This is a genomic window from Domibacillus sp. 8LH (assembly GCF_038806185.1).
Lineage (GTDB): Bacteria > Bacillota > Bacilli > Bacillales > Domibacillaceae > Domibacillus > Domibacillus indicus_A.
Map to the genome: position 1 here is coordinate 1 of NZ_JAVJNG010000004.1, position 24,389 is coordinate 24,389.

The 24,389-nt window shown below is 43.9% G+C and carries 25 protein-coding genes; 6 read left to right on the forward strand and 19 right to left on the reverse strand.

Annotated features, from left to right (window positions below):
• Positions 1 to 358: 358 nt before the first annotated feature.
• Positions 359 to 1,591 (reverse strand): hypothetical protein, encoded by a 1,233-nt coding sequence (locus tag RG959_RS08315; RefSeq protein ID WP_342796694.1) that lies wholly within the window; start codon positions 1,589 to 1,591, stop codon positions 359 to 361.
• 936 nt (positions 1,592 to 2,527) lie between these two features.
• A complete protein-coding gene (locus RG959_RS08320) occupies positions 2,528 to 2,677 on the reverse strand; it encodes a hypothetical protein (RefSeq protein ID WP_342796695.1) in 150 nt (49 codons plus the stop codon).
• 881 nt (positions 2,678 to 3,558) lie between these two features.
• Between RG959_RS08320 and RG959_RS08325 the strand changes: the two genes are divergently transcribed.
• Entirely contained in the window at positions 3,559 to 4,164 is a 606-nt protein-coding gene (locus tag RG959_RS08325; protein ID WP_342796696.1) for a recombinase family protein, read from the forward strand.
• A gap of 719 nt (positions 4,165 to 4,883) precedes the next feature.
• Here RG959_RS08325 and RG959_RS08330 read toward each other — a convergent pair.
• Both RG959_RS08330 and queF read right to left on the reverse strand, forming a co-directional pair.
• Complete coding sequence (locus RG959_RS08330; protein WP_342796697.1) at positions 4,884 to 6,275, reverse strand: S-layer homology domain-containing protein; 1,392 nt, start codon at positions 6,273 to 6,275, stop codon at positions 4,884 to 4,886.
• Between the two features lie 300 nt (positions 6,276 to 6,575).
• The gene (gene queF / locus RG959_RS08335) at positions 6,576 to 7,073 is read right to left on the reverse strand and encodes a preQ(1) synthase (RefSeq protein WP_242233818.1); all 498 of its coding nucleotides are present in this window, start codon (positions 7,071 to 7,073) and stop codon (positions 6,576 to 6,578) included.
• A gap of 77 nt (positions 7,074 to 7,150) precedes the next feature.
• Here queF and RG959_RS08340 point away from each other — a divergent pair, with 77 nt between their 5' ends.
• The gene (locus RG959_RS08340; RefSeq protein WP_242233819.1) at positions 7,151 to 7,471 is read left to right on the forward strand and encodes a thioredoxin family protein; all 321 of its coding nucleotides are present in this window, start codon (positions 7,151 to 7,153) and stop codon (positions 7,469 to 7,471) included.
• Between the two features lie 56 nt (positions 7,472 to 7,527).
• Positions 7,528 to 8,103, forward strand: a complete 576-nt coding sequence (locus RG959_RS08345; protein ID WP_242233820.1) for a beta-class carbonic anhydrase — start codon at positions 7,528 to 7,530, stop codon at positions 8,101 to 8,103.
• 13 nt (positions 8,104 to 8,116) lie between these two features.
• Here RG959_RS08345 and RG959_RS08350 read toward each other — a convergent pair whose 3' ends face one another.
• The 3 genes from RG959_RS08350 to RG959_RS08360 are packed head-to-tail and all read right to left on the reverse strand — an operon-like array spanning position 8,117 to position 9,867.
• Entirely contained in the window at positions 8,117 to 9,253 is a 1,137-nt protein-coding gene (locus RG959_RS08350) for a zinc-dependent alcohol dehydrogenase (RefSeq protein ID WP_342796698.1), read from the reverse strand.
• Between the two features lie 29 nt (positions 9,254 to 9,282).
• A complete protein-coding gene (locus tag RG959_RS08355; protein WP_342796699.1) occupies positions 9,283 to 9,642 on the reverse strand; it encodes a spore coat protein in 360 nt (119 codons plus the stop codon).
• 18 nt (positions 9,643 to 9,660) lie between these two features.
• On the reverse strand, positions 9,661 to 9,867 hold the full coding sequence (locus RG959_RS08360) for a spore coat protein (protein ID WP_251272012.1): 207 nt from the start codon (positions 9,865 to 9,867) through the stop codon (positions 9,661 to 9,663).
• 153 nt (positions 9,868 to 10,020) lie between these two features.
• Between RG959_RS08360 and RG959_RS08365 the strand changes: the two genes are divergently transcribed.
• Together RG959_RS08365 and RG959_RS08370 are read left to right on the forward strand one after the other, a co-directional pair.
• A complete protein-coding gene (locus RG959_RS08365) occupies positions 10,021 to 10,227 on the forward strand; it encodes a hypothetical protein (protein ID WP_342796700.1) in 207 nt (68 codons plus the stop codon).
• Positions 10,224 to 10,520 carry a spore coat protein gene (locus RG959_RS08370; RefSeq protein WP_342796701.1) on the forward strand — a complete coding sequence of 99 codons (297 nt, stop codon included), beginning with the start codon at positions 10,224 to 10,226 and terminating at the stop codon, positions 10,518 to 10,520. The genes RG959_RS08365 and RG959_RS08370 overlap by 4 nt, the downstream gene beginning before the upstream one ends.
• Before the next feature lie 114 nt (positions 10,521 to 10,634).
• Here RG959_RS08370 and RG959_RS08375 read toward each other — a convergent pair whose 3' ends face one another.
• Positions 10,635 to 12,671: a catalase gene (locus RG959_RS08375; RefSeq protein WP_342796702.1), complete on the reverse strand. Its 2,037-nt coding sequence runs from the start codon at positions 12,669 to 12,671 to the stop codon at positions 10,635 to 10,637.
• 288 nt (positions 12,672 to 12,959) lie between these two features.
• Between RG959_RS08375 and RG959_RS08380 the strand changes: the two genes are divergently transcribed.
• A complete protein-coding gene (locus RG959_RS08380; protein WP_342796703.1) occupies positions 12,960 to 13,994 on the forward strand; it encodes an N-acetylmuramoyl-L-alanine amidase family protein in 1,035 nt (344 codons plus the stop codon).
• Positions 13,995 to 14,038: 44 nt separating this feature from the next.
• Here RG959_RS08380 and lplA read toward each other — a convergent pair whose 3' ends face one another.
• From lplA to pxpB, 11 genes are all read right to left on the reverse strand, one after another.
• Positions 14,039 to 15,028: a lipoate--protein ligase gene (gene lplA, locus RG959_RS08385; RefSeq protein WP_342796704.1), complete on the reverse strand. Its 990-nt coding sequence runs from the start codon at positions 15,026 to 15,028 to the stop codon at positions 14,039 to 14,041.
• An 81-nt stretch (positions 15,029 to 15,109) separates the two neighbouring features.
• The gene (locus RG959_RS08390; protein WP_342796705.1) at positions 15,110 to 15,940 is read right to left on the reverse strand and encodes a DUF1206 domain-containing protein; all 831 of its coding nucleotides are present in this window, start codon (positions 15,938 to 15,940) and stop codon (positions 15,110 to 15,112) included.
• 198 nt (positions 15,941 to 16,138) lie between these two features.
• Complete coding sequence (locus RG959_RS08395; protein WP_342796706.1) at positions 16,139 to 17,071, reverse strand: sensor domain-containing diguanylate cyclase; 933 nt, start codon at positions 17,069 to 17,071, stop codon at positions 16,139 to 16,141.
• Positions 17,072 to 17,147: 76 nt separating this feature from the next.
• Entirely contained in the window at positions 17,148 to 18,362 is a 1,215-nt protein-coding gene (locus RG959_RS08400) for an NRAMP family divalent metal transporter (RefSeq protein ID WP_342796707.1), read from the reverse strand.
• A 2-nt stretch (positions 18,363 to 18,364) separates the two neighbouring features.
• Positions 18,365 to 19,129 (reverse strand): LamB/YcsF family protein, encoded by a 765-nt coding sequence (locus RG959_RS08405; RefSeq protein ID WP_342796708.1) that lies wholly within the window; start codon positions 19,127 to 19,129, stop codon positions 18,365 to 18,367.
• A gap of 17 nt (positions 19,130 to 19,146) precedes the next feature.
• Positions 19,147 to 19,899, reverse strand: coding sequence for an IclR family transcriptional regulator (locus tag RG959_RS08410; RefSeq protein WP_342796709.1), 753 nt, complete (start codon positions 19,897 to 19,899; stop codon positions 19,147 to 19,149).
• Between the two features lie 97 nt (positions 19,900 to 19,996).
• A complete protein-coding gene (locus RG959_RS08415) occupies positions 19,997 to 20,776 on the reverse strand; it encodes a putative hydro-lyase (protein WP_342796710.1) in 780 nt (259 codons plus the stop codon).
• Positions 20,777 to 20,778: 2 nt separating this feature from the next.
• Entirely contained in the window at positions 20,779 to 22,143 is a 1,365-nt protein-coding gene (gene accC, locus RG959_RS08420; protein WP_342796711.1) for an acetyl-CoA carboxylase biotin carboxylase subunit, read from the reverse strand.
• Between the two features lie 13 nt (positions 22,144 to 22,156).
• Positions 22,157 to 22,618 (reverse strand): acetyl-CoA carboxylase biotin carboxyl carrier protein, encoded by a 462-nt coding sequence (gene accB / locus RG959_RS08425; protein ID WP_342796712.1) that lies wholly within the window; start codon positions 22,616 to 22,618, stop codon positions 22,157 to 22,159.
• 19 nt (positions 22,619 to 22,637) lie between these two features.
• Positions 22,638 to 23,642 carry a 5-oxoprolinase subunit C family protein gene (locus tag RG959_RS08430; RefSeq protein ID WP_342796713.1) on the reverse strand — a complete coding sequence of 335 codons (1,005 nt, stop codon included), beginning with the start codon at positions 23,640 to 23,642 and terminating at the stop codon, positions 22,638 to 22,640.
• A complete protein-coding gene (gene pxpB, locus RG959_RS08435) occupies positions 23,639 to 24,370 on the reverse strand; it encodes a 5-oxoprolinase subunit PxpB (RefSeq protein WP_342796714.1) in 732 nt (243 codons plus the stop codon). The genes RG959_RS08430 and pxpB overlap by 4 nt, the downstream gene beginning before the upstream one ends.
• Positions 24,371 to 24,389: the final 19 nt, after the last annotated feature.

Genomic DNA, 24,389 nt, shown 5'->3' on the forward strand with positions numbered 1-24,389 from the left:
CTAAGTCCAATAGAATACCGGACTCAGGTCTTGGAAGCTGCCTAAACTTTTTTGTCTAACTTTATTGGGTCAGATCATTATCGGGCACTGGCTTTTGCATTTTCACCATTATAAAATTATGAAAAATCATACTTACATAATCCCCAAATCGCATCAGCTCGTGAAGCGGCCGGTTCGGGCTGCAAGTACAGTCAAAAATATTTGTATGGTCGCTTTCTCAATAAAACCAAAATTTTATTAATATATACATCACAACCCATTTACTTAATCATCCAATTCAAATATGAAAGGGAAGCTCTATTAAAAGCTTCCCTTAACATGGGTATATTGTGAGCTATTTTTTATCAGATAATGATTATTACTTGCTACTGTATACTTCATTCATAAAGCGGATACCCTCGAATAATGCTAATGGGTTGGTCTTCTTTGATTCCTCGGGGATTTCAATTTTAATTCCTCCAAGATCAAATACAATAGGTTCTTTAACCTCTCTAGCAACTGGATTTGATTTCATGTTACTCACGCATCCAAAGTATCTCAAAAGCTGTTCCCACATCGGAACATATTGATTCAATATCTTGATACATTTAACTCTATGTGAATCAGATATATTATGTTTATTCTGCTGTCTTCCCTTAGCAAGCTCCAGCGAACGTCTACTATGCTCGTCTTTTAATTTCTCAATCGTTATCATTGTCTGCAGCTCATCTAAACGGTGGGCAAACTCTAATTCGCCTTTTTCTTGCAGCCGACCAAGATATTCTTGAATTCCAAGGTCACTACCCTGTAAAACACAGAAATGAGCGTCATAATCAAACTTCAATCCCAATTGCTCATTGAGCTGCTTGTCGAATTCCTTTTTAAAATCCTTGACCTCTTTCTTATTAGTTTTGAACAAGTCACTACTTTTAAGCCCATATGCATTAAGCAGAATCTGTCTAATACTAGCAATCTCTTTAACCTCATTCCGTGTTAGTTTTCTGTAGCTGTTTTTAGTAGTACATCCCCATCTCTCTTTCTGATAAATAATTATTTTAGCTTTATCCAACTTATTGAACACTGATACTAAACTTGATTTCATGCTCTTCAACGATATATGGAGGAACTCCTCCAGCATTTCAATGTCTGAATCAAGCTTGTTATAACCCTTAATAACTTTGCTGAACTGTTCTTGAAGTTTCTCTAGGTGTGTATCTTTTGCTCCATATACTGCCCTAGTAAGCTTACGATCAATGATATCTAGTTCAGTAAGCCACTTGGTTGCACTCATAGGTTTTACATTATTATGATTCTGGACTAAAAAGCTTACCACAAGCGAGTTCAATTCATATTCACCAGCCAATTGCCCTTGACCATTATTAGAACGCTTATCAATTCGCTCAATTTTTCTAGAGCGTTTTCCACGGCATGTGATTATACGCTTCGATCCTCTACCTTCAACAGTGTAGGATTCCCACTCTTGGTCAACAGATTTAAGGAGGATAGTGAATTCCTTTCCAGTTAAGTTGCCTTTATTTTTCTTCAAAGATGCTTTCTGAGCCTTTGTTCCATATTTCTTAACCAGTTCCGCTAATGTGAATTCTTTCTTCAATATTATTCTCTTTTCTCATGACTATGATTTGCCGTTATTAGCAGCCATGTATCTCACTCCTTTTTGTTTTGATCTTTTAAAATCAGCTCTTCAGTTCTCAAACAGCCTTCATTTTTACTGATGATTTATGCTGTAGATTTCTGTACCGAATCGACCTCTTAATGTAAAAAACCTAGTACCTCAATTCGGTACAGTTTTTACCTCCTTTGTTCAACATATTTTTATTAACGTCTCCCTGCATGAAACTCTTCAAAATCACCGATTAAAACTCAGTCCTTACTTTTTATTATTGATGTGTGCCAAAAAGGCAAGAGCATTGGGCTTGAGCGCCCCGTCACTCGCTACGCTCATGCCTCCTAGCCCAGTTGCACCCTCGGAATACTCCGAGGGGCAACTTACAAAGTTATTGTTGCCTGTAGGTGTTCTTAAACAACAAAAAGCAGGAGTGAATCTACATGCATCCTTCTGCTAGAAAACACACTTCTCCCTGTCCAAATATAGGCAAAAAATAAACCTATCCCTATGAGTACACCATAAGTGTACAGAATCAGTGTGCCTCCTAACGAGGCGGCTACATGTAGATACAACTCCTTCATAGTTTTTTTGTCTGAAAGCCGATGATAGGTCTCCCTCAATTACCTTATAGAACTAAGTTTCAAGTGCAATAGCAGTCTCCTCTATTACTTTGAATGAGCCGATGATCGTGGTCGCACAAGAGAGCAAATTTTAAGCGTCTAAAATTAACCCCTTAAAACGGTTGAACCTTTATAATGTTCCGTTTTCTCATGTTGCGGAAGAGTAGGTAGGGAGAAAAGATAGATAGAGGTTATATGAGAGGGACGGCGAGCGCTCAGTTTTTTAATCACTTGCCAATGGAATTGACTATTCTATCTTCTACATTAGAGAAAATCGTCGCATTATAAATATAAAATTTACTTAATCATCATTTCTTACTTTTAAATTTGTTTCATTTGCAGTTGAATTAGATTTTTCTGCTTCCTTTTTCATCATCAATTCACGGATCTCACTTATTGCTTCATTTACTGCATTTAAAATTTCTTCTTTTTCTGCATTACTTTTATTCATCGAATCAGCTCCATCAATATTTTTGAAAGATTAACACTGTCCTTCTAATCTACTCTGCTGCGTGAAGATGATCTTACTGTCTTGATTCCATTGGCAAAGGGTCACTAAAAATTATGCTGAATAATTTTAGCTAATGACTAAGTCACTTCTAACATCTACCTTTAGGGGCATATTAACTACGTATACAGGCAAGTGTTAGTCCTGAACAAAGCGATTTATACTATCTTACTACGATTATCTCCTACTGTTGAAGCAACACAGTAAAACGCTTTCATCTATTTAAATCAATGAATTAGGTGCAATCGGGCCAATTATTACATTTTCATTACGAATTATTTAGTCTATACCATTCTTTTTCAGATCTGCTTATAGATATTGGTAAGAAAATAACAGTTAGCACTTCGCATTGTTCATTGTTATTCAACTTTTGCATGACACACCGCCTTTAAGAGTGCTTCAATATTAAAACCTTTTATGCTTAATATAGGAATTACCCCCATAAAGGAATAAGTTATAAATGCTTCGAAACTTACCTTCAAAATACTTATCGTTGAAACTATTTTGTCAGTTAAAATCCAGGAAATATCCGTCTCGTATCGAAATATTTTAAGCCCAGTGATGTGTAGATCACCGCACTCCCCCACATTCTAAGACGAAGACCGCTTAATTATGTGATAATTAGCCCCCCTCCTTTCTCTTCAAATCAAATTAACGTTCTTCCATTTTTGATTTATCTGATCTATCCAATATCGAGTGCCACTCTGATGGCAGCTTTAATTTGTATCATATGGCTAGACTCACTTGATACACTCCTTACTCACTGATATATTTGGCTTCGTAGTGTATCATATACATGTATTAGAATAGAGTGGGTGGAATCGATGAAATATGGCTATGCTCGTGTATCAAGCGCAGGTCAAAATCTTGATGCACAGCTTAAGCAGCTAAAAGAAGCTGGATGTAACGTGATTTATCAAGAGAAGGTGTCTGGGCGTAAAAAGGAGGACAGGGAGCAATTCAATGTCCTTTTGAAGACAATGAAGAAAGGCGACAGTATCATGGTGACTAAGCTGGATAGATTCGCCACAAGCACAAGAGACGCTCTTAACAAGATTGAGCTTCTGAATAACATGGATGTGTCGCTGATTGTTTTAAATATTGGTGGAGACAAACTGGATACTTCAACGCCCAATGGCAAGCTCATGGTGACAGTTTTGTCTGGGATTGCTGAATGGGAAGCTGACATGATACGTGAGCGCCAGCGTGAAGGCATCTCAGAAGCTAAGAAGAGAGGTGTATATAAAGGAAGACCTGCAACATATACAGAGAGACACAAAGGTTTACAGCATGCTTTGGAGCTGTTTCGTAATCGAAGTGAAAACGGTATGACAGTGAATGAAATTTGCGAGATAACCAAGATCAGCAGGGCGACTATTTATCGGGCTGTCCGTGAACAAGAGAATGCTTCTGGCAAAGGAACGGTATAAAAGAAAAAATAACCCATTCTGTGCATAGAGTTGGTGGCTCTGTGCTGGGTTATTTCTTCGTAACCTTATATTGCCGCCGAAACACTGTGACGCAATCGACAGGTGGAGCGAGGGAGCTGTTAACCTCGCTCTTTTATTATCATTATACTACATTAAATTCTAATAAATCAAAATATATCCAATGCATGCTTTAAGTAAAGTGTAAGGAAATGGTGCCATGATGAAGAAGTGTCATTATAAATGTTCACACAGCCAACCGTATAGCGTAAAAGAAGAGTCTTAGCCAATGAATAAGAATGCGTTTCACCATAATCGCTCGTCCTGCGGCTAGGATCTCAACTACAAGGAGATATGCATTAACTTGACTAGATGCTTCATCTGAGCTTTAAGAAAGCAGAATAAAAGGCTAAGGGTGATATTTGTAACGGCCCTCTTTTTCTTACCCATTTTTAAGGACAGCATCCTTCGTTATATAAAGAATGCGAACCTTAAGCACCTAAACTTTATTTTAAAAAAATCGAACATTATAGTGTTCGATTCTTTACCGTAGTAGAAGAGTGGGGATAGAGAGAGCACAGTAGATAGAAATTAACATGGGCGGGGCGAAGCGCCTTTCGCTCCCAAGAGACTGTTCATAAAAAAATCCCCATCCAAGAGCAATTCACTCTTAAGCAGGATGTGGGATTCTTTGCTACTTCGAATTCCTGTTACTCTTACCTTTAATAAGTTGCTTTTGAAAGTGCGTCCTTAACAGCTTCAGCAACAATGTCATTTGCTTTAGGCGTCATATGGATTCCTGTCTTAGTCTCAATCAATTCACTCTTGAGTAGGGTCGCATCAGTGGAGCCGCCAGCTTTCTCAGTTAGAAGCTTGTTAACGTCCACAAGCTTAACAGCATTCTTAATAGCTACTTCACGGATGATATCGTTGTAGCTGTCGATCCAGTTGCGTAAGCCGCCTTTGTCTGCATACATAGGCTTAATGTTGTAGCCATTATCAAGCTGTAGGTCGTAGTAGATGCTTTCAATGACTGGTGTATTAGTCATTAGAACTGGCTTGATACCTCTTAGTCGAAGCTGATAGAGCATGTAGACAAGGTTGTTTCTGAACTCTTCTTTGCTGATCTGCGGCTGACCTTTATACAGTAGAGCATCGTTGATACCAAACATAATCGTTACGTATTCTGGCTTTACATCAAGAACTTCTTCTTTGAAGCGAGCCAATCCCTCTTCAGTTTGGTCTCCAGTTATTCCTGCGTTATATTCACTCTCTTCTAAGCCGCCTCCATAAACAGCCGCTACTTGGTCTGTCCATTGCTCATCAAGATACTCTGGGAACTGTTTCTCGTAGTACAGTCCCTCTGTATTACTGTCTCCGAATGCAACAAATCCAGACTTCTCTTCTTCTCTCAGCCATAGATGATATTTGTCGATACGATAGATCATCAGAGCTAATTGACCACGAGTGATGTTATTGTCTGTGCCAAACTTGCCAGCAGTCCCTTTAATGATTCCAGCTCCGTAAAGTGTGCGAATAGCCTCTTCGTAACGAGTTTGGACGTCTGTAAATGGTAACTTCATTCCCTCGGATGGATAGAAGTCATCCTTAAAGGCGTTGTACAGCATAAGTGCCGCTTCCCCACGAGTAATGTTTAGCCCAGCACCGAAGTATGTATTGCTTTTACCGTTGATAATGCCTCTGTATTTAAGTGTTGATACAGTCTTGACTGCACGAGTCGGAAGATCTCTGAAGCCAGCTTTAGGTGCATTTGGGTACATAGCGTTAATTTCTGTAAAAGTGCCTAAGATCATAGCAACATCTACACGCTTAATAGGTTCATTAACACCAAATGTTGTTTCGTTTAATCCTTTTGCAATCGCATTCAGCTCAAGGAATCTAACAGCATCTTGATAGATTGTCCCATTCGCATCGGTGAAGCTGGATAAGCCTACGCCTGTATCTGTTTTATCCTCTTCTATAGGATCGCTATACACTGGGATTTCTGGAACAATATCATCTTGCGACTCCTCTGCAAACGCTGATGGGATAGATGAAGAAAATACTGTTCCTGCGACAAGCGCTGTGGCTAATACGTTGAATGGCTTTTTCATGGATGCTTTCTCCTCTTATGTAAATTAATAGATTATCTTCATCATTATATCAAAAAAATACCAAGTAAATTTACCCTTTTAGAAAACCTCTTAAAAAGCTGGATAGAGACACCATGCAATTGATAAAAATAAAAAGAGACGTCTTATTAAGACATCCCTTTCTCAGCAGATTACCGTGGTCACACCCTGCAATATTTTTTGTTTTTGTGGTCACACATTTGGTCACATTCTTCTCAAAAAAAGCTGTTTTCGTGGTCACAAATGGTCACATTTCGTGTGACCACACTCGTTTAACTTTCCTTACCGGTTATCTACCGTTTCTGGATACAGGTCATGGTTCATCATGCGGTACTCGGCCATTTTCTCATATTTCGTGCCAGGCTTCCCGTAGTTCGTGTACGGGTCAATGGAAATCCCGCCACGAGGCGTGAATTTGCCCCATACTTCAATGTAGCGTGGGTCCATCAGTTCAATAAGGTCATTCATGATAATGTTCATGCAGTCCTCATGAAAATCACCATGATTGCGGAAGCTGAACAAGTACAGCTTCAACGATTTACTTTCGACCATTTTCACATCGGGAATGTAACTGATGTAAATAGTCGCAAAGTCCGGCTGACCCGTCATTGGGCAAAGCGACGTGAATTCCGGGCAGTTGAATTTTACAAAGTAATCACGGTTTTGATGTTTATTGTCAAACGTCTCAAGAACGGATGGATCATAGTCAAATATATAGTTTGTTCCTTGATTGCCAAGCAGCGTAATGTCTTTTAGTTCTTCTTCTTTTCGTCCAGCCATGCCGGAGCCTCCTTATAAATCATATTCTTTTTTATTATAGCAGAGACAGTTTACAATGAGAAAAAGGAGTGGTGCAAATGCAGCCTGTAACCTCATACACGGAATTTTCAGATATTCTTTCATCCAGCGAAGCCGTACTCCTTTATGTTTCAAGCCCCGGCTGTTCTGTTTGTCACGCCCTGCTTCCGCAGGTCCAAGCACTTATGGAGGAGTTTCCCCGTGTCACAACGGTTTACGCAAATACGGGAATTGCACCAGATATTGCCGGACAGTTTACTGTTTTTTCTGTGCCAGCTGTTCTTTTCTTTTTAAAAGGAAAGGAACAATTCCGTGTGGTACGCTTTGTTCCGGTCGGAGGCTTAAGAAAAAGTATAGCCAACGCTTTAAAAATCATTTGACAAAAAATTATGAAATCCTTCACAATAATAAGGGAGTATTGAAAGGAGAGAATACAGTGACATTATTAACAGACATTTTAGCGTTTAACGAAACATTTGTAGAAAACAAGGAATATGAAAAATTTGAGACAACAAAGTTCCCGGATAAGCGTGTCGTCATTTTAACGTGCATGGATACACGCCTTGTTGAACTTGTAACCGAAGCTATGAATTTTAAAAATGGAGATGTAAAAATCGTTCGTAACGCCGGCGCGATCGTCAACCATCCGTTTGGATCGATTATGCGAAGCCTGCTGGTTGCTGTGTACCAGCTTCAAGCGGACGAAGTATTGATCGTAGGGCATCATGACTGCGGTATGGGTTCTCTCTCAAGCGATGTCATTATTGATGCAATGAAGGAGCGGGGCATCCAGCAGGAAGTAGTGGATACCCTTCGCAACGCTGGAATTGAAGTAGATAAATGGCTGAGCGGCTTTAACAGCGTAGAAGAAAGTGTCGAGCACAGCGTGAAAATGGTCAAGTCTCATCCATTGATGGTGGATTCTATTCCTATACACGGTCTTGTTATTGACCCTGCAACGGGCAAATTAGATCTTGTGGTGGATGGATACAAAAAAGAAGCGGCTCTTTAAAAGAGCCGCTTTTTTATGGCTTTAACACTACCTTTATACAGTCATCCGTTTTGGTATCAAACAATTCATAGCCTTTTTTTGCTTGATCGAGCGGCAAAATGTGGGTCACGACATCACCCGGATCCACTTTTCCTTCCGCAATCAGCTTATATAAATAAGGCATGTAGTGAATAACAGGAGCCTGGCCGCCCCGAATATTAATGTTGCGCTGAAAAATGTCACCGAGCGGAAAAGCGTTATAGATTCCGCCGTATGCACCTGTTATTTGAATCGTACCGCCTTTGCGGACAGCCTGAGTGGCTGCCACAAGAGCACTTAAAGCACCGCCCTGGAGCTTCATGCCGACTGCAAGAAATTCGATCGGTGTCATTTTCGCATCCATTCCAACGCAATCCATGACGACCTCTGCCCCGCCGCCTGTTATTTCTTTCAGGTGATTGCCAATATTTTGCTCGTCTTCAAAGTTCACAATTTCTACTTTATTTGTTTTCTTCGCATGCTCAAGCCGATATCCCACATAATCAACCGCAATGACACGTTTTGCTCCTTTTAACCAGGCAAATTTTTGAGCAAGCAGTCCAACTGGACCGCAGCCGAAAATAATCGCTGTATCTCCCTCTTTTAAGCCGGAATTGTCGACGGTCCAGTAAGCCGTTGAAGCGGCGTCCGCCAGCAGGACAAGTTTCTCATCCTCCACCTCACTGTCTTCTGGAATTTTAAACGGTGTAAAATTCCCATACGGAACACGCATATATTCGGCCTGCCCGCCAGGATATCCCCCTGTCGTGCCGCTATATCCAAAATAAGCGCCCATCTCGCCATTATCATTAGAATTGTCACACTGACTTTCCAGGTCATGCTTACAAAACCAGCATTCTCCGCAGCTAATGTTAAACGGAACAATGACACGGTCTCCTTTTTTTACTTTTGTAACAGCCGGACCGACTTCTTCTACAATCCCCATCGGTTCATGCCCGATAATATAATCTTGTTGAAGATTCGGAATCATGCCATGAATCAAATGCAAATCGGACCCGCAAATAGCTGTTAATGTAGGCTTGACGATAATATCGTCCGGTTTTTGAATGCTGGGTGCTTCTACTTCTTTTACAACCACATTTTTCACACCTTGATATGTGACGGCTTTCATTTTTTAAACCTCCTCCACAATTATGGCATTTATTTAGGCGGGGTTGGAAATAACCCTTTTCGATTTGTATTGGTCGGGAAGAGCGGCAGCCGGGCAATGTCGACAGCCGTTTCAGCGGACTTAATGTCCAGCTGCATTTGTTTATCCACGTCATACGGATAGAGCCAGCCTTTATGCAGCATTAATTCTGTTACTTCACCATGCAGGTCGATACCTTGTTCAAGATGCTTAATCAGCACAGAACGAACTTCCGGCGTAGCCGCTTCTGTTATAGCGACCGCACAGTTTCTTACTCCATTTTTTACAGAGGTCAAAAATTCAAGCGCAATAGCAGAATCAGCAAGTTCTGGCATTCCCACTGAATTGATCGGATCTAAGTAATCGTTCACATCTTCTACCTCCAAAAATTAAAATGTTCTGGCTCCCTTATAAAGCTCTAACAATTCGTTCGTTTGGTGAATCGATTGCTGTGCGTCTTTTTCTAGCATCGCTTTTAAATCACTGTCAAAGCAGGCACCCTGCATTAGTTTTGATTTGAGCATGCAGCTCGTTTTAAAGTTAATCATCTCATGGAGCTCCATTGTTTCATGAAAGGCCAGTTTTTTTTGGTCCATATTTCTCACCCCTATAGTTAGTCACAACATTCATTTTCCCTTTCATTTTCTTCATTTATTCAGAGGGTTCATTCAATCCGTGCATATTTGAATAAGGAACAGATGAAAAGCCAAAATAAGAAGCATGTATGAATAACTGAAGAGGTGATAAATGTGAGGAATCATTTAGGTCAGCACGAGTCTCTGGAGCTGCATGAATTAGTCGTTTTTAAAAGCCTCTGTACGACAAAATCAGCGACGATGAGCAAACTTGCACAGGATCCGGAATTAAAAACGCTGCTTGAAGCAGACGCACAAGCCGGCCGGCAGCATCTCCAACAGCTGAAGCAGCTTTTGCCGGGAGGTGGCGTGACACAATGAATGATTTATTTAAAAGCATAGCAGGCATGGGCGGCATGACGGATCAGGTGATTGCAACGGACTTTTTGATTTCTGCCAAATCCGGTGTGAGAAATGCAGCGTTCGCGCTTACGGAAGCCGTAACACCTGAATTACGTTCGGCCCTGCGTGAACAGCTTATGGCCACTGTTTCAACTCATGAAAGCATCAGCAGATATATGATGGAAAAAGGATATTACCATCCTTACAACCTGGAAGGACAGGCGAAAATCGATCTAGCTGTCGCACAAACAAGCCAGGACCTTGTAAAATAGCAACCCATCCTCCTGCTTTGTCTGCTTCTACTAAGTGAAAGACGAGGCTTTTATTCACCTTTAAAACCATAAAAAAACTGCCGACATCCCATTCGGCAGTTTTTATTTATTTCTTTATACAGAGCGGTTCCAATGACGGTGTTCAGCAAGAGCAGCGAGGAAGGTGTCTGCATAGCCCTCAGATGGCGATGCTTCCGCTACTATGCCCGGATCACCGGGCAGATCCGCGATTAAATCCACGCTGTCATCTGTCGCTCCTACGGTTTTAAAGTGTTCATATGCTTCTGTTAAAAAAGCTTTTGCCTGCTTTTTCGCTTTTGGATCGGCACTCAGCCCGCCTGCTGCGTAAACGGCATCAAATAAAACCGAGTCGGCTGTCAGGAAAGTATGGTCTACTTCAAGCTCCGCTCCGTCATCGCCTTTGATTGTTCCCTGCTTTGTGCTCACCACTTCAGGACGGGTGCCGGCTTTTTCAAAGGCTTTGTAAATATCGGTCATCGTTTTGCCCGAGAAGCCCTCGCCTGCTAGGATTGCAATTTTGCGAGTTGCCACCCCTTTAACCGGGTTTGCTTCCTGGCTTAGTGCCGGCGAAGATTTGGTAATGGACGATTCCTCTACATCGGATGGTGCCTGCACACCAATGGCATCAGCTACTTGTGCCGCCAGGCCTGCATTGACATTCGCAAACATATTCACAACCTGCTGGCGAATATCTTTGCTTTTTACTTTGCCCAGTTCAAAGCTGAATGCTTCAATAATATGTTTTTTTTCAACCTCTGTCATACTGTTCCAGAACAGGGCTGCCTGTGAAAAATGGTCTTTAAAACTGTCGCTGCGGCGCGCTACTTTACGGCCTTCTACTTTTTCCTGGTAATGAGCGTAGCCGCCTTCTTCTTCCTTGGCCGGTGACGGCGTGTTTTGAGCCAGTGAGTTTTTATGGTAGCTCACCTGCCCGACGTTAATCGTTTGGCGCCCGTACCCATCACGCTGGTTATTAAAAAACGGGCAGACAGGGCGGTTAATCGGCAGCTCATGAAAGTTTGGCCCGCCGAGGCGGATAAGCTGTGTATCGGTATAAGAGAAAAGCCGTCCCTGCAGGAGCGGATCATTGGTAAAATCAATTCCCGGTACAACGTGGCCCGGATGGAAAGCCGCTTGTTCCGTTTCGGCAAATACATTATCGACGTTACGGTTAAGCGTCATTTTTCCAATGATTTTTACCGGTACGTCTTCTTCCGGCCAAATTTTAGTCGGATCCAGCACATCAAAATCAAATTTAAATTCGTCTTCTTCGTCAATCATCTGCACGCCAAACTCGAATTCTGGATAATCCCCCATTTCGATTGATTCCCATAGGTCGCGGCGGTGGAAATCCGGATCTTTACCGGCAATTTTTTGCGCTTCATCCCATACAAGTGATTTAATACCGAGAACCGGCTTCCAATGAAACTTTACAAACCGCGCTTTTCCTTCTTCGTTCACAAAACGGAATGTATGAACACCGAATCCTTCCATCATCCGGTAGCTGCGTGGAATCGCACGATCGGACAAATGCCACATAACCATATGAGCTGATTCCTGGTTGTTAGCAATAAAATCCCAGAATGTATCATGGGCACTTGCTGCCTGAGGCATTTCATTGTGAGGCTCCGGCTTGACGGCGTGAATCAAGTCTGGAAACTTGATCGCATCCTGGATAAAAAAGACCGGGATGTTATTACCGACAAGGTCGTAGTTTCCTTCCTCCGTATAAAACTTCGTTGAGAAGCCGCGCACATCACGAACCGTATCTCCTGAACCGCGGGAGCCCGCTACAGTCGAATAACGGACGAAGACCGGTGTTTTCTTCGATGGATCCTGTAAAAAGCCGGCTTTTGTATATTCTTTCATAGACTCATACACTTGAAAGTACCCATGCGCTGCAAACCCGCGTGCATGAACAACCCGCTCTGGAATGCGCTCATGGTCAAAATGGGTCATTTTTTCACGAAAATGAAAATCCTCCATCAATGTAGGCCCGCGGTCCCCTGCCTTCAACGAATGTTCATCTTCTGACACGCGAAGTCCTTGATTCGTTGTTAATTTTTCTCCTTGATCGCTTACACGGAACTCATCCAGCTGTTTGTTTTTGCTATTTTCGTTAATCGCCATGCTTTAGCCCCCTTATTGATACATTCACTAAAAGTTCATTACTTACTATCCGTACCACTTTTTAAATGGACTAAAACAAAAAAATACAGAATATTCATCCAAAACAGGAAAAAGTTTGGATCTCCCTTTCCATATTCGACCCAATTATTCAAAATATCCTGCTCAAACAGGGAAATTTTTCTTTTATTCAGACCAATTTTCTTACAAAATGAATCATTATTTTTGCGGATGTGACGCTTTCTTCCAAATGATACGATAGAAGTGAAATGAATGAATAGGCGGTGGATTATGGAAAAAGCAAGACTCGGCATTTTACTTCTTTTTTTACTCGGCTTTGCCGGACTGGCAGGACAACCGGCTTCAGCCCACGCTCAATCGGGCTCCATTACAGGAGACCGCGTAAATGTACGTGAAAGCCCTTCTCTTTCGGCTTCTGTTCTTGGGCAGGTACATACGGGAGACCGCGTCTCTATTCTTTCATCCCAAAACGGCTGGGTGCAGATCTCCTACGGAAGCCAAAAAGCCTGGGTTAGCGGACAATTTGTCGGAGGAGCAGCCGAAAAAACAGCTTCTTCAGGAGAATTTGTCCGCATTCAAACAGAAGGGACCAATTTGCGAAGCGGCCCTTCGACATCTTCCTCTGTCATTGTTCAGGGATCTGTCGGTGAGCGTTACCCGGTGATAGGACGAAGCGGAGATTGGATTCGTATTCGCCTTGCAAGCGGAAATGAAGCTTATGTAGCAAGCTGGGTTGTATCTGGACAAGGCCAAGGGACCCATGCTTCTGCTTCTTCTTTACAGGGCAAAGTGATTGTTCTGGATCCCGGCCATGGGGGAGTGGACGGCGGAACGTCTGGTTTATACGGCACCATTGAAAAAAATGTGACGCTTCAAACAGCTTGGAAGCTGCGTGATACCTTGGCTGCGAGTGGAGCAACCGTTGTATTAACCCGGACAGGTGATCAATATGTACCGCTGCCAGCCCGGACAGCTGACTACGGAGCAGACGCTTTTATCAGCCTTCATTATGACGGGGCACAGAGCCAGCAGGCAGTCGGCCATACAGCTTATTACTATCATGCGGGGCACCAAGAGCTTGCCCGTTCTTTAAACGAAGGGCTAAATGGAACGCTGCCGAATGCAAACCGCGGGACACAGTATGGCGATTATTTCGTTCTTCGTGAAAATCAGCGGCCCGCTGCCCTGCTTGAGCTTGGTTATTTAACAAATCCAGCTGAAGAATCCTCAATCGTGTCAGCTGCCTACCAGCAGCAGGCAGCAGCCGGGATTCGAGACGGCTTAGCCTCTTATTTTTCTCGTTAACAGCACAAACAGCGCCCGGCTTTTTGCCTGGCGCTGTTTTTTTATCAATATATTAGATCAATAAGATCCTCGGTCGTAACATTTCCGAAGTAATGCTTCATATCCAGCGGCTCAAGCGCCCGGCGAATGGCTCCCTTTTCATATTTTGTTCCAAGGAGCGTCTTTTCCACTTCAGCTACATCCCCCGCACCAAAAAAGTCACCGAAAACGCGTGCTGTTTGAATGTCTCCTTCTTTTACATGGAGGCGCACATCAATAAGCCCAACCGGAAATCGATGAGAGCGTTCGATATTAAAAGCCGGCGATTTGCCGTAGTTCCAATCCCAATTTCCGTAGCGCTCGGCTGAAATCTGGTGAATGGCTTTCCAGTCTTCTTCCGTCAGCACATATTCTTTTACTTGCTCTTCACCATTAAAAATTTGGGTTAAAATAAATTGTTTAAACTGGGTAATAGACATTTTTTGCTCAATCAAGTCAGATATATTTGCCACACGGCTGCGAATCGATTTAATGCCTTTAGATTCAATTTTGTCTTTACGCACCTTAAGGGCAGCCACGACATCATTCATGTTGGTATCAAACAGGAGCGTCCCATGTGTAAACATACGCCCTTTTGTGGCAAATTGGGCGTTTCCTGAGATCTTAAACCCGTTGGCTGTTAAATCATTGCGCCCGCTCATTTCTGCATTCAAGCCGAGTTTGTTCAATGCTGCTACAACAGGCTCGGTAAACTTGCGGAAATTATGAAAGCTGTCTCCATCATCTTTTGTAATAAAGCTGAAATTTAAATTGCCAAGATCGTGATAAACCGCGCCGCCGCCGGACAGACGGCGCACAACGTGAATACCGTTTTCCTCGACATAATCTACATTTATTTCTTCAATGGTATTCTGGTTTTTACCGATAATAATAGAAGGTTCGTTAATGTAAAAAAGCAGATAAGATTCTTCAATATTCAAGTGTTTAACGGCATATTCTTCAATCGCTAAATTAATGCGCGGATCGGTAATCCCTTTGTTGTCAATAAAAAGCATCGTACACCTCCGAATTTGTTTAGTTCAAATGTAGCATATTGAGATTCGTTCTCAAAGAAAAAGCACCCGATTCCGGATGCTTTATTCTCTGCCGAAATTCATGCGCTGGTAACGGCCGCGAATCATTTCGTATATGCCATATAATAGAAGCCCTGCTGCGGCAAGGCCGAGTAAAAACTGTCCGTACGGCTGCGAAGCAAGCTCTGCCAACGCTCCGTCAATGCCTTTTGTTTCATTCGGATTGGCTGTAACAGCCGTTTTAATAAAGAAAAAACCGATCATCGCGAGCACAATTCCCCTTGCAAGGAGTCCAGCTTTTCCTGCTCTTCGGGCAAGGCCTATTTCTTTTTTATTCATTTCATTCGTTTTAAAATATTGCATAAATTTCCCCTTAAAGCCCCGGTATAATTCTATACATCCATACACAATAATGATAAGTCCAATACAGCCGACGATCCACTGCCCAAACGGCTGGGCCAGAAGCTTTGCGGAAATGCTCTTCTCCGAGTTTCCTCCTCCGCCGGCATGGATAGCAAGCCGGATAGCAGTGAGAGCCAGGCTGCCATAAATAACCGCACTGATCATGTAACCAATCCGTTTTGCCGTTCCTTTAGCTCCAGTGCCTTCGTGCTGGACATCTTTTATCGATTTGATGAGTTCCCATATCACATATCCAATCAGACCCGTACCAATAAGCCAGAGCAGTATCCGGCCAAATGGCTCATCAGCCACGGTCACTAGAGCGCCGCTTGTATCGGTCGTTCCTCCGCCGGCGCCTGCTGCTGCCATTAGGGCAAAGAGTCCAACGAGCGCATACACCGTTCCTTTCGCCATATGTCCCAGCCGCCCGAATCTCCGAATCCACGGTTTGGCTTCGTGTACTTTTGATCGCATGCTTTCTTTTGCTGTCATCTTTTCTCCCTCCCTCCGCTTTCGTTTTCCTTTCTTATTCCCGTTTTTTGTTTTTACGTAAACTGGTATTTTTTTGGTCCATGAGTCCTTTTTGGTATGCAGTCATGGAAAAAGAACTATGCATTTGGCTTTCTTTTCTGCTATTTAAGTGAAGCATGCAGCATAAAGAAAAAAGCACCCTTTTCGGGGTGCTTTTTTTCAGATAGATATACGGCAGCCGCCGTTTCGCTTCGATTGATATAACAGTCCATCTGCTTCTTTCATTAAAGACTGAACCGGTACTCGTTTTGTGTCAGTGATCCCAGCGGATAAAAACACGCCATATGTACGGAGCTCTTGATTCCGCTTGCTTTCATTGATTATTTCCTGGGCGAATACAGCTGCTTCCTCTGCTGACCGGTGCAAAAAGAGCACACCAAATTCATCACCGCCAAATCGAAAACCATAGGCATCGTCAGGAATGATTTGCTTGATAACTGAAGCAACCTCCATTAAAACATGGTCTCCTGCTTCGTGTCCAAACCGGTCATTTACTTGTTTAAACTTATCCAGATCGATCATTAAAAGAGCATGTATTTCTTTTTCAATCCAATCAGATGTCAGGACCCGCTTCCAGTAAACACGATTATACAAGCCGGTTAATCCGTCCTGGATAAGCAGCCGCTCGGTATCAATGGCATAAGACAGGAAGGAAGCAAGCTTCTTCAGAATTTGAACTGTTTTGTTGTCGTATCGATTTAAGGATGTGTGAATGGAGCAAAGAGCACCGAATGTGCTGCCGTCCCCCAAAGAAATAGGTACACCTGCGTACGAGCCAATATTCAGCGAGTACGTAAAATCATTACGCTTTGTACGCTCGTCTTCCTTAGCATTCTTAATCAGCATCGGCTGTCCGCTTGCATAAGGGATTTGGCAATACGTATCCTGGAGCCGGACAGTTTTCCCTGCTTGAACCAAAATATCACTTTTAGAAAGGGTCTGTAATACCTTCAGACGATCCCTTTCAACCAAGCTGATATAAAACGTTTCATCGCCGATTAAATCGTTGGCTATCGACAAAATATCCGCAAAGACGCGGGAAAATGCTGCTGTTTCCAGCCAGTCTGTTTCCACTTCTTCACCTTCTTTCATCCATGCAATCATTCATTTCAGTATAACGATGAAACAGCAAAAAGTCAGCTCTGCGCGGCTGACTTTTTGAGGTATTTTATTTGAATAATGTTGGGAGCTGATTGATTAATGTGTAGCCGCCCATAAAAGCCATAAGCACAACGACAATTACTCCTGCGGCTGTCATCCAAATCGGGTGACGGTATTCACCAACAATCGATTTTTTATAAGCTGCAATGAGCATAACCGTAAGTGCGACCGGCAGAATAAGACCATTTAATGCCCCGGCTAAAATAAGCATTTTCACTGGTTTACCAATGGTTATGAAAATAACAGTGGAAAGCAAAATAAATGCGACAATGATTGACTTATCATACTTTGCAATCGTTGGGTGGAACGTGCGGATAAACGAAACGGATGTGTAAGCTGCGCCGACAACAGATGTAATGGCAGCTGCCCACATCACCACACCAAACAGGCGGTATCCGATGTCACCTGCAGCCAGCTGGAATACAGACGCTGGCGGGTTTTCCGGATTAATCGGCAAGCCCTGCGCCACAACACCGAGTGCAGCAAGGAAAAGAAAAATACGCATGATTGAAGCGATTCCGATAGCAGATACTGAGCTCTTCGTCACCTGCGGAACTGCACCGACTCCTTTTATTCCTGCATCTAAAAGACGATGTCCCCCAGCAAATGTAATATAGCCGCCCACTGTACCGCCAACAAGGGTAACGATCGCAAGCAGGTCAATCGTATCCGGGGCAAATGTTTTGATTACCGCTTCCCCGACCGGTGGGCTTGCCTTAAAGACAACAAACAGGGTAAGGCCAATCATGACAAACCCCATTAGTTGTGTAAACTTATCCATTAATAGACCGGCTTCTTTCACAAGAAAGATGGCGACGGCAATTACAGCACTGATAATAGCACCCATCACCGGGTCTATCCCGAAAATAACATTGGCACCAAGACCGGCACCACCAATATTACCGATATTAAAAGCAATGCCGCCCAAAACAATAAGCACAGCAAGTACGTAGCCAAGACCCGGAAAAACGAGGTTTGCAATATCCTGCGCCCTCTTTTCCGCCACAACAAGAATTCTCCAAATATTCGTCTGAGCGCCAATATCCAGCAAGATTGAAACTAAAATAACAAAACCGAAGCTGGCGGCGAGCTGCTCAGTAAAAACTGTTGTCTGCGTTAAGAAGCCCGGTCCAATGGCGGAAGTTGCCATCAAAAAGGCAGCGCCTAATAATATACTCCAATTTGACTTTTCCTGCTGTTGAAGCTGTTGTTGTGTTGACATGTTTATTCCTCCCTGGCAATTGAACGCACTTCAATGCCTTCTTCCTGCAGCTTTGTCCGGATCAGCCGGGCAAAAGAAAGCGCATGAGGTCCGTCACCATGTATACAGACCGTGTCCGCTTGAATATCGACCTCTGTCCCGTCTGCTGCCCGTACTTTCTTTTCTTTCGCCATACGGATTACCTGAGATACCGCTTCTTCTGAGTCCTCAATTAATGCATGGGGCAAACGCCGCGGCGTCAGCATCCCTTCCCGGGTATAAGTACGGTCCGCAAAAACTTCACTGGCTGTTTTCAGTCCTGCTTTTTGGCCGGCTTCAACCAGTTTGCTTCCCGCCAGACCGTATAGAATAAGAGATGTATCCACATCTTTAACGGCTGCCGCAATAGCAGACGCCATTTCTTCATTTGAAGCTGCCATATTATAAAGTGCACCATGCGGCTTCACATGATGCAGGGCAGCTCCTTCTATTTGCACGAACGCCTGAAGAGCGCCGATTTGATACACAACAAGTGAGTATACTTCTCCTGGCGAAAGTGCCATGTTCCGGCGTCCAAAACCGGCTAAATCTTGAAAGCCTGGATGGGCGCCCATTTTGACGCCGTGCTCCATCGCTAAATGGACCGTTTTTTTCATCACATCCGGATCGCCTGCATGAAATCCACAGGCAATATTCGCCGATGTAATGTATGGCATGATGTCCTGGTCATGGCCGATAGAGTATGCTCCAAAGCTTTCTCCCATATCACAGTTAATATCTATTTTCATAAGCCGCACCTCCAAAATCAGCGATCTACGGCACCGAGTTCAGCGGAGATCTGCCGTGATGCTTCTGTTAGCTTTTCAATCATTTCTTTTGCATGTGCTTCATCCTGAAAGCGGACTTCAGGACCTACCAGGCTGATCCCGGCTACTACGTCTCCTTTATGATTAAAAATAGGAGCAGCAATAGCGGAAGAATGATCTTCTAATTCAGAATGGCTGATCGACCAGCCATTCTTTCGTGTTTTCTCAATCAGCCGCCGCAGTTCTTCTTTGTTTTCCGGTGTTCCTTTTGCGTATCGTACAATCTGGAATGATTCAATTAACCGCTCTTGTTCGGCGTGCTCCATAAAAGACAGCAGTACACGCGGGCATGCCCCTCCATATAGCGGGGCACGGCGGCCAATTTGTGTGTAAACACGGACACGTTCCTGCGTATCAACCTTCTCAATATAAATCGCTTCATCTCCGTCCCGGATCACAAGATTCACAGCTTCCCCTGTTTCTTTCCGGAGTTTTTGCATGTAGGGCAATGCAATAGAGCGGATATCCAGCCGTTCAGCGACAAGATTGCCGAGCGCCAGAAAAATCAATCCTAAACGGTAGGCACCTTCCTGGTCTTTCTCCAGAAATCCGAGTTCAAGCAATGATTCTGCCATTCGGTAAACAGACGTTTTCGGCAGCCCCGTTTTTTCTATCATTTGCAGCAGCGTTAATTTTTCTTCTGTAAAAAACAATTGAATGATTTCCATTGATTTAAGGACGGTTTTATTCACTTTTCTTCCTTCTCCCTGTTCCGATAAATGGAATAACCCCTCCATTTATGGTTTTGCTCCATTATATATGAAACAGTAGACAGAGGAGCAGCCAAATTTATAAAACGGAGTACTGGCTGTCTTTCTGATCAGTAATAAACATATGTCCAGGCGCATGGGTAATCATCAATGCCGGCTTGCTTGACATGGCAATAGATTGCGGGGTTGCACCGCATGCCCAGAAAACAGGCGTCTCACCTTCTTTTACGGTTACAGCATCGCCAAAATTCGGCTTGTCTAGCTGAGCAATACCCATTTGCTCCGGCATGCCGATATGTACAGGTGAGCCGTGCACCGCCGGGAAGCGGGACGTTACTTCAACTGCGCGTATCACATCTTTTGATTGAAACGGCCGCATGCTGACCACGAGATTCCCATGAAACACACCAGCCGGTTCACATGGCTGATTTGTAATATACATCGGTACATTCCGCTGTTCATCAATGTGGCGGATCGAAAGGCCATTTTCGAGCAGGGCATGCTCAAATGTAAAGCTGCAGCCGATTAAAAAGGCAACAAAATCGTCCTGCCAGTAGGATTCGATGCTCGTTACTTCCTCAACAAGCTCTCCATGCCGGTAAATCCGGTACTTTGGTGTGTCATAACGTAAGTCAGCCGTTGGTGCCGTCAATCTTGGAACCGGCGAACCAACATCTGTTACTTCGAGGAGCGGGCACGCTTTTGGATTCCGTTGGCAAAACAGCAAAAAGTCATATGCCTGTTCTTTCGGCAAAATCACAAGATTGGCTTGTGTATATCCAGGAGCCAAACCCGCTGTCGGCTTCGTCCATTTGCTTTCCCGAATCTCCTTGCGAATCCGTTCCAATGATGCTTCCATTTTTACGCCCCCTTTTGCTTCTCTGGAAAAAGCTGAACCTCTTCTAAAAAACGTGTTGTGAACGTTCCTTTTTGGAACTGTTCCTGATCAAGAAGCCTTAAATGAAAGGGAATCGTCGTTTCGATTCCTGTGATGACCATTTCATTTAGTGATCGTTTCATTTTTCGGATCGCTTCCTCCCTTGTTTCTCCCCACACAATCACTTTTGCAGCCATTGAATCATAAAAAGGAGGAATGGCATACCCGGTATAAACGGCACTGTCCACCCTCACGCCAAAACCGCCTGGCGGAAGATATTCTGCAACGCGTCCCGGAGACGGCCGAAAGTCATGTTCGGGGCTTTCCGCATTGATCCGGCATTCAATAGCCCAGCCCGTTATCCGGATATCTTCTTGTTTATATGAAAGCGGCTGACCGGCTGCAACCTTTATTTGTTCTTTAATAATATCTACTGTAGTCACAAGTTCCGTTACAGGGTGTTCGACCTGAATGCGGGTATTCATTTCCATAAAATAAAACTGGCCATGCTTATCAAGCAAAAATTCAATGGTTCCCGCACTGTGATATTGAACTGCTTGAGCTGCTTTTACCGCTGCTTCACCCATTTGGTGGCGAAGCTGTTCACTTAGCGCTGGTGAGGGCGCTTCTTCTACTAGCTTTTGATGCCTTCTTTGAATGGAACAGTCTCGTTCGCCCAGATGAATCACCTGTCCGAAGCGGTCTGCCAGCACTTGAATTTCAATATGGCGCGGTTCTTCGATGTATTTTTCAAGGTAAACAGCAGCATTGCCAAAGGCTTTTTCCGCTTCAGACTGTGCCTGATGAATCGCCTGCTGCAGGTCCTGCTCCGTTTCCGCCAGGCGCATCCCTTTGCCGCCGCCTCCCGCTGTCGCTTTGACAATAACCGGATAGCCAATTTCTTTTGCCACTTTCAAGGCGTCATCCTGACTTTGGATGATGCCTTCTGTTCCCGCCACTGTTGGCACTCCTGCTTCTTTCATCGTTGAGCGCGCTACCGCTTTTTCGCCCATTTTGCGAATCGCTTCCGGCTCGGGTCCAATGAACACGACATTGCATGCACGGCACATTTCCGCGAAATCTGCATTTTCGGCCAAAAACCCGTAACCCGGATGAATCGCATCTGCCTGCGTCACCGCAGCAGCACTCATGATATTATGCATATTCAAATAACTGTCTTTAGCAGGTGTTTTCCCGATACAAAGCGCTTCGTCCGCAAGCTTTACATGAAGTGACTCACGATCTGCTTCGGAATAAACCGCAACCGTCTGGATGCCCATCTCTTTGCAGGCGCGAATAATACGTACCGCGATTTCCCCTCTGTTTGCAATCAATACTTTTTTAAACATGTGAATGCTCCTTTTACGACTGCTTCTTCAGCTTAAAAAGCGGCTGCCCATACTCTACTACGTCTCCATCATCCACCAGCACTTCAACAATTTCACCATCTACATCCGCCTGAACTTCATTAAACAGCTTCATCGCTTCTACAATGCAGACAACTTGTCCTTTCTGGACAATGTCTCCCACTTGAACGAGCGGTTCTTCGCCTTCGTTAGCACGTGTGTAAAAGGTGCCCACCATGGGAGAAGTAATGACTTCATCCTTCGATACAGCTTCATCCTTCGCTGTTTTATCTGCTTGTTCATTTGATAGCAGCTGATCAGGCACTGCTGCACTGACTTCTTCCTTTTGAACCTTATCTTGAAAGACTGGTTGTTTTTCAAGCTTCATTTTCATTCCTTCATATTCAAACGTGAAGACATTGACACTCGACCGGTCAATAATGTTCACCATTTCCTGAAAGTCACTCATTTTAATCATGGGCTGTCTCCTTATCCATTCATTCAAATGACCATTTCTTTAACAAAAGAGCGGTACGAATTTGTTTGATCTCCTGTTCGCGTTCCATGTAAAGCTGTTCTGCTTCATAAAGTGAAATTTCTTGAAAGCGGACGCGGTCTCCCGGCTTCATTTGAGCGATGATCGGTAAATCGGCCGCTGCAATTTGTCCGATTCTCGGGTAGCCGCCGGTTGTCTGCCGGTCAGCAAGCAGGACAATTGGGTTGCCATCGCTCGGCACTTGAATCGTTCCATTGGCTACCGCTTCAGACAATAATTCAAACGGCTGTTTCAGCCCGAGCGACACACCTGAAAGCCGGTATCCCATTCGGTCCGACTGCGGAGTAATTTGAAATTCCTGTTCGAAAAACTGCTTTTGGGAAGATTCCGAAAACTTCTCGTATTCGGTTCCTTTTAAGACACGGACCACACTTCTATTGACATAACGTTCAAACGGGACATACCAGTCAACTGCCGCAAATGACCTTTGTTTCAGCTTGCTTTGGAGGACTTTTTTTATTTTACGGGAAAAGCTGTTTTCCTCTCCCAGCGGAATCAAATCGCCTCCCTGGAGAGCCCGCCCTTTAAAGCCGCCAATTTCCCCACGTATATAGGTGCTTTTGCTGTTCATCACATTTGGAATGGAAAAGCCGCCTGCCACAGCAACGTACGCGCGGCATCCCACTTTACAGCCGGTGAACGAAAGAACCGTATCTTTTTGTACAAAAACGGGCCTCCATAAAGGAACGGGATTTCCATCGATGACCGGGTTTAAGTTTCCGCCCGTAATGGAAATCAATGTGTCTTCGTTAAACTGAAGAGATGTACCCATCATCGTTACTTCAATGGCTGCTTCTCCCTCTTCATTTCCAACTAACACATTTGCGAGACGAAGCGAAAGCGAATCCATTGCGCCACTAACCACGACTCCGTATTGTTGAAATCCGTATCGCCCTAAGTCTTGAATCGTTGCCAAGAGCCCCGGACGGATGATTTGTACACTCATTGCCATCTCTCCTGATACTGGTCATATTCTTCCTTGGTGATCGGCGCAAACTTCACGATGTCACCCGCCGACAGAACACTTGGCTGATCACGGTCCGGACGAAAAAGAGCCATCGGCGTCCGCCCGATCAGCTGCCATCCGCCCGGTGTAGAAATCGGATATACGCCTGTTTGACTGCCTGCTATTCCAACACTGCCGGCCGGGATAGACGTGCGCGGTGACGGCCGGCGCGGGGCATGTATTTTCTCTGAAAGGCCGCCCAGGTAAGGAAAGCCCGGTGCGAATCCGATCATATAAACGGGATACTCGGCTGAGGCATGCAAATGAATTACTTCGTCAGCTGAAAGATTGTTATAAGCTGCTACAAAATCAAGGTCCGGTCCAAAATCATTGCTGTAGCAAACGGGAATTTCTACAATCCGCGGTTTACTCTCTTCGTCTTCAACAAGTACCTCTAACATCCGTTCTAAGATGGCATGAACAATTTGAAAAGACGTTTTTTCTTTTTCCCCATATGCCTGTTTAACGATAAAGGGGTCATAAAAAACCGTTACACTGGCAAAGGCAGGTGTACATTCAATAAATCCGGAGAATGATTCATGCTGAAGCTTTGATGCTAGCGCTTTCACTTTTTTATTGATAAACGGGCTGATTTCGATTCCAAATTGAACAGTTATCGCCGATTCCCCTAACGGTTTCATTTGAATTTCTTCCAGGTTATTTTTCATCTTTTGAATCCACCTCACC

Excerpts from the sequence above, each read along its gene's own strand:
- pxpB (WP_342796714.1), bottom strand. The coding sequence starts at position 24,370 with ATGAAAAATAACCTGGAAGAAATTCAAATGAAACCGTTAGGGGAATCG.
- accB (WP_342796712.1), bottom strand. The coding sequence starts at position 22,618 with ATGATTAAAATGAGTGACTTTCAGGAAATGGTGAACATTATTGACCGG.
- RG959_RS08395 (WP_342796706.1), bottom strand. The coding sequence starts at position 17,071 with ATGAAAGAAGGTGAAGAAGTGGAAACAGACTGGCTGGAAACAGCAGCA.
- RG959_RS08415 (WP_342796710.1), bottom strand. The coding sequence starts at position 20,776 with ATGGAAGCATCATTGGAACGGATTCGCAAGGAGATTCGGGAAAGCAAA.
- RG959_RS08400 (WP_342796707.1), bottom strand. The coding sequence starts at position 18,362 with ATGTCAACACAACAACAGCTTCAACAGCAGGAAAAGTCAAATTGGAGT.
- RG959_RS08360 (WP_251272012.1), bottom strand. The coding sequence starts at position 9,867 with ATGGACCAAAAAAAACTGGCCTTTCATGAAACAATGGAGCTCCATGAG.
- RG959_RS08370 (WP_342796701.1), top strand. The coding sequence starts at position 10,224 with ATGAATGATTTATTTAAAAGCATAGCAGGCATGGGCGGCATGACGGAT.
- RG959_RS08380 (WP_342796703.1), top strand. The coding sequence starts at position 12,960 with ATGGAAAAAGCAAGACTCGGCATTTTACTTCTTTTTTTACTCGGCTTT.
- RG959_RS08405 (WP_342796708.1), bottom strand. The coding sequence starts at position 19,129 with ATGAAAATAGATATTAACTGTGATATGGGAGAAAGCTTTGGAGCATAC.
- lplA (WP_342796704.1), bottom strand. The coding sequence starts at position 15,028 with ATGCTTTTTATTGACAACAAAGGGATTACCGATCCGCGCATTAATTTA.
- RG959_RS08340 (WP_242233819.1), top strand. The coding sequence starts at position 7,151 with ATGCAGCCTGTAACCTCATACACGGAATTTTCAGATATTCTTTCATCC.
- RG959_RS08325 (WP_342796696.1), top strand. The coding sequence starts at position 3,559 with ATGAAATATGGCTATGCTCGTGTATCAAGCGCAGGTCAAAATCTTGAT.
- RG959_RS08350 (WP_342796698.1), bottom strand. The coding sequence starts at position 9,253 with ATGAAAGCCGTCACATATCAAGGTGTGAAAAATGTGGTTGTAAAAGAA.
- accC (WP_342796711.1), bottom strand. The coding sequence starts at position 22,143 with ATGTTTAAAAAAGTATTGATTGCAAACAGAGGGGAAATCGCGGTACGT.
- RG959_RS08375 (WP_342796702.1), bottom strand. The coding sequence starts at position 12,671 with ATGGCGATTAACGAAAATAGCAAAAACAAACAGCTGGATGAGTTCCGT.
- RG959_RS08390 (WP_342796705.1), bottom strand. The coding sequence starts at position 15,940 with ATGACAGCAAAAGAAAGCATGCGATCAAAAGTACACGAAGCCAAACCG.
- RG959_RS08330 (WP_342796697.1), bottom strand. The coding sequence starts at position 6,275 with ATGAAAAAGCCATTCAACGTATTAGCCACAGCGCTTGTCGCAGGAACA.
- RG959_RS08430 (WP_342796713.1), bottom strand. The coding sequence starts at position 23,642 with ATGAGTGTACAAATCATCCGTCCGGGGCTCTTGGCAACGATTCAAGAC.
- RG959_RS08320 (WP_342796695.1), bottom strand. The coding sequence starts at position 2,677 with ATGAATAAAAGTAATGCAGAAAAAGAAGAAATTTTAAATGCAGTAAAT.
- queF (WP_242233818.1), bottom strand. The coding sequence starts at position 7,073 with ATGGCTGGACGAAAAGAAGAAGAACTAAAAGACATTACGCTGCTTGGC.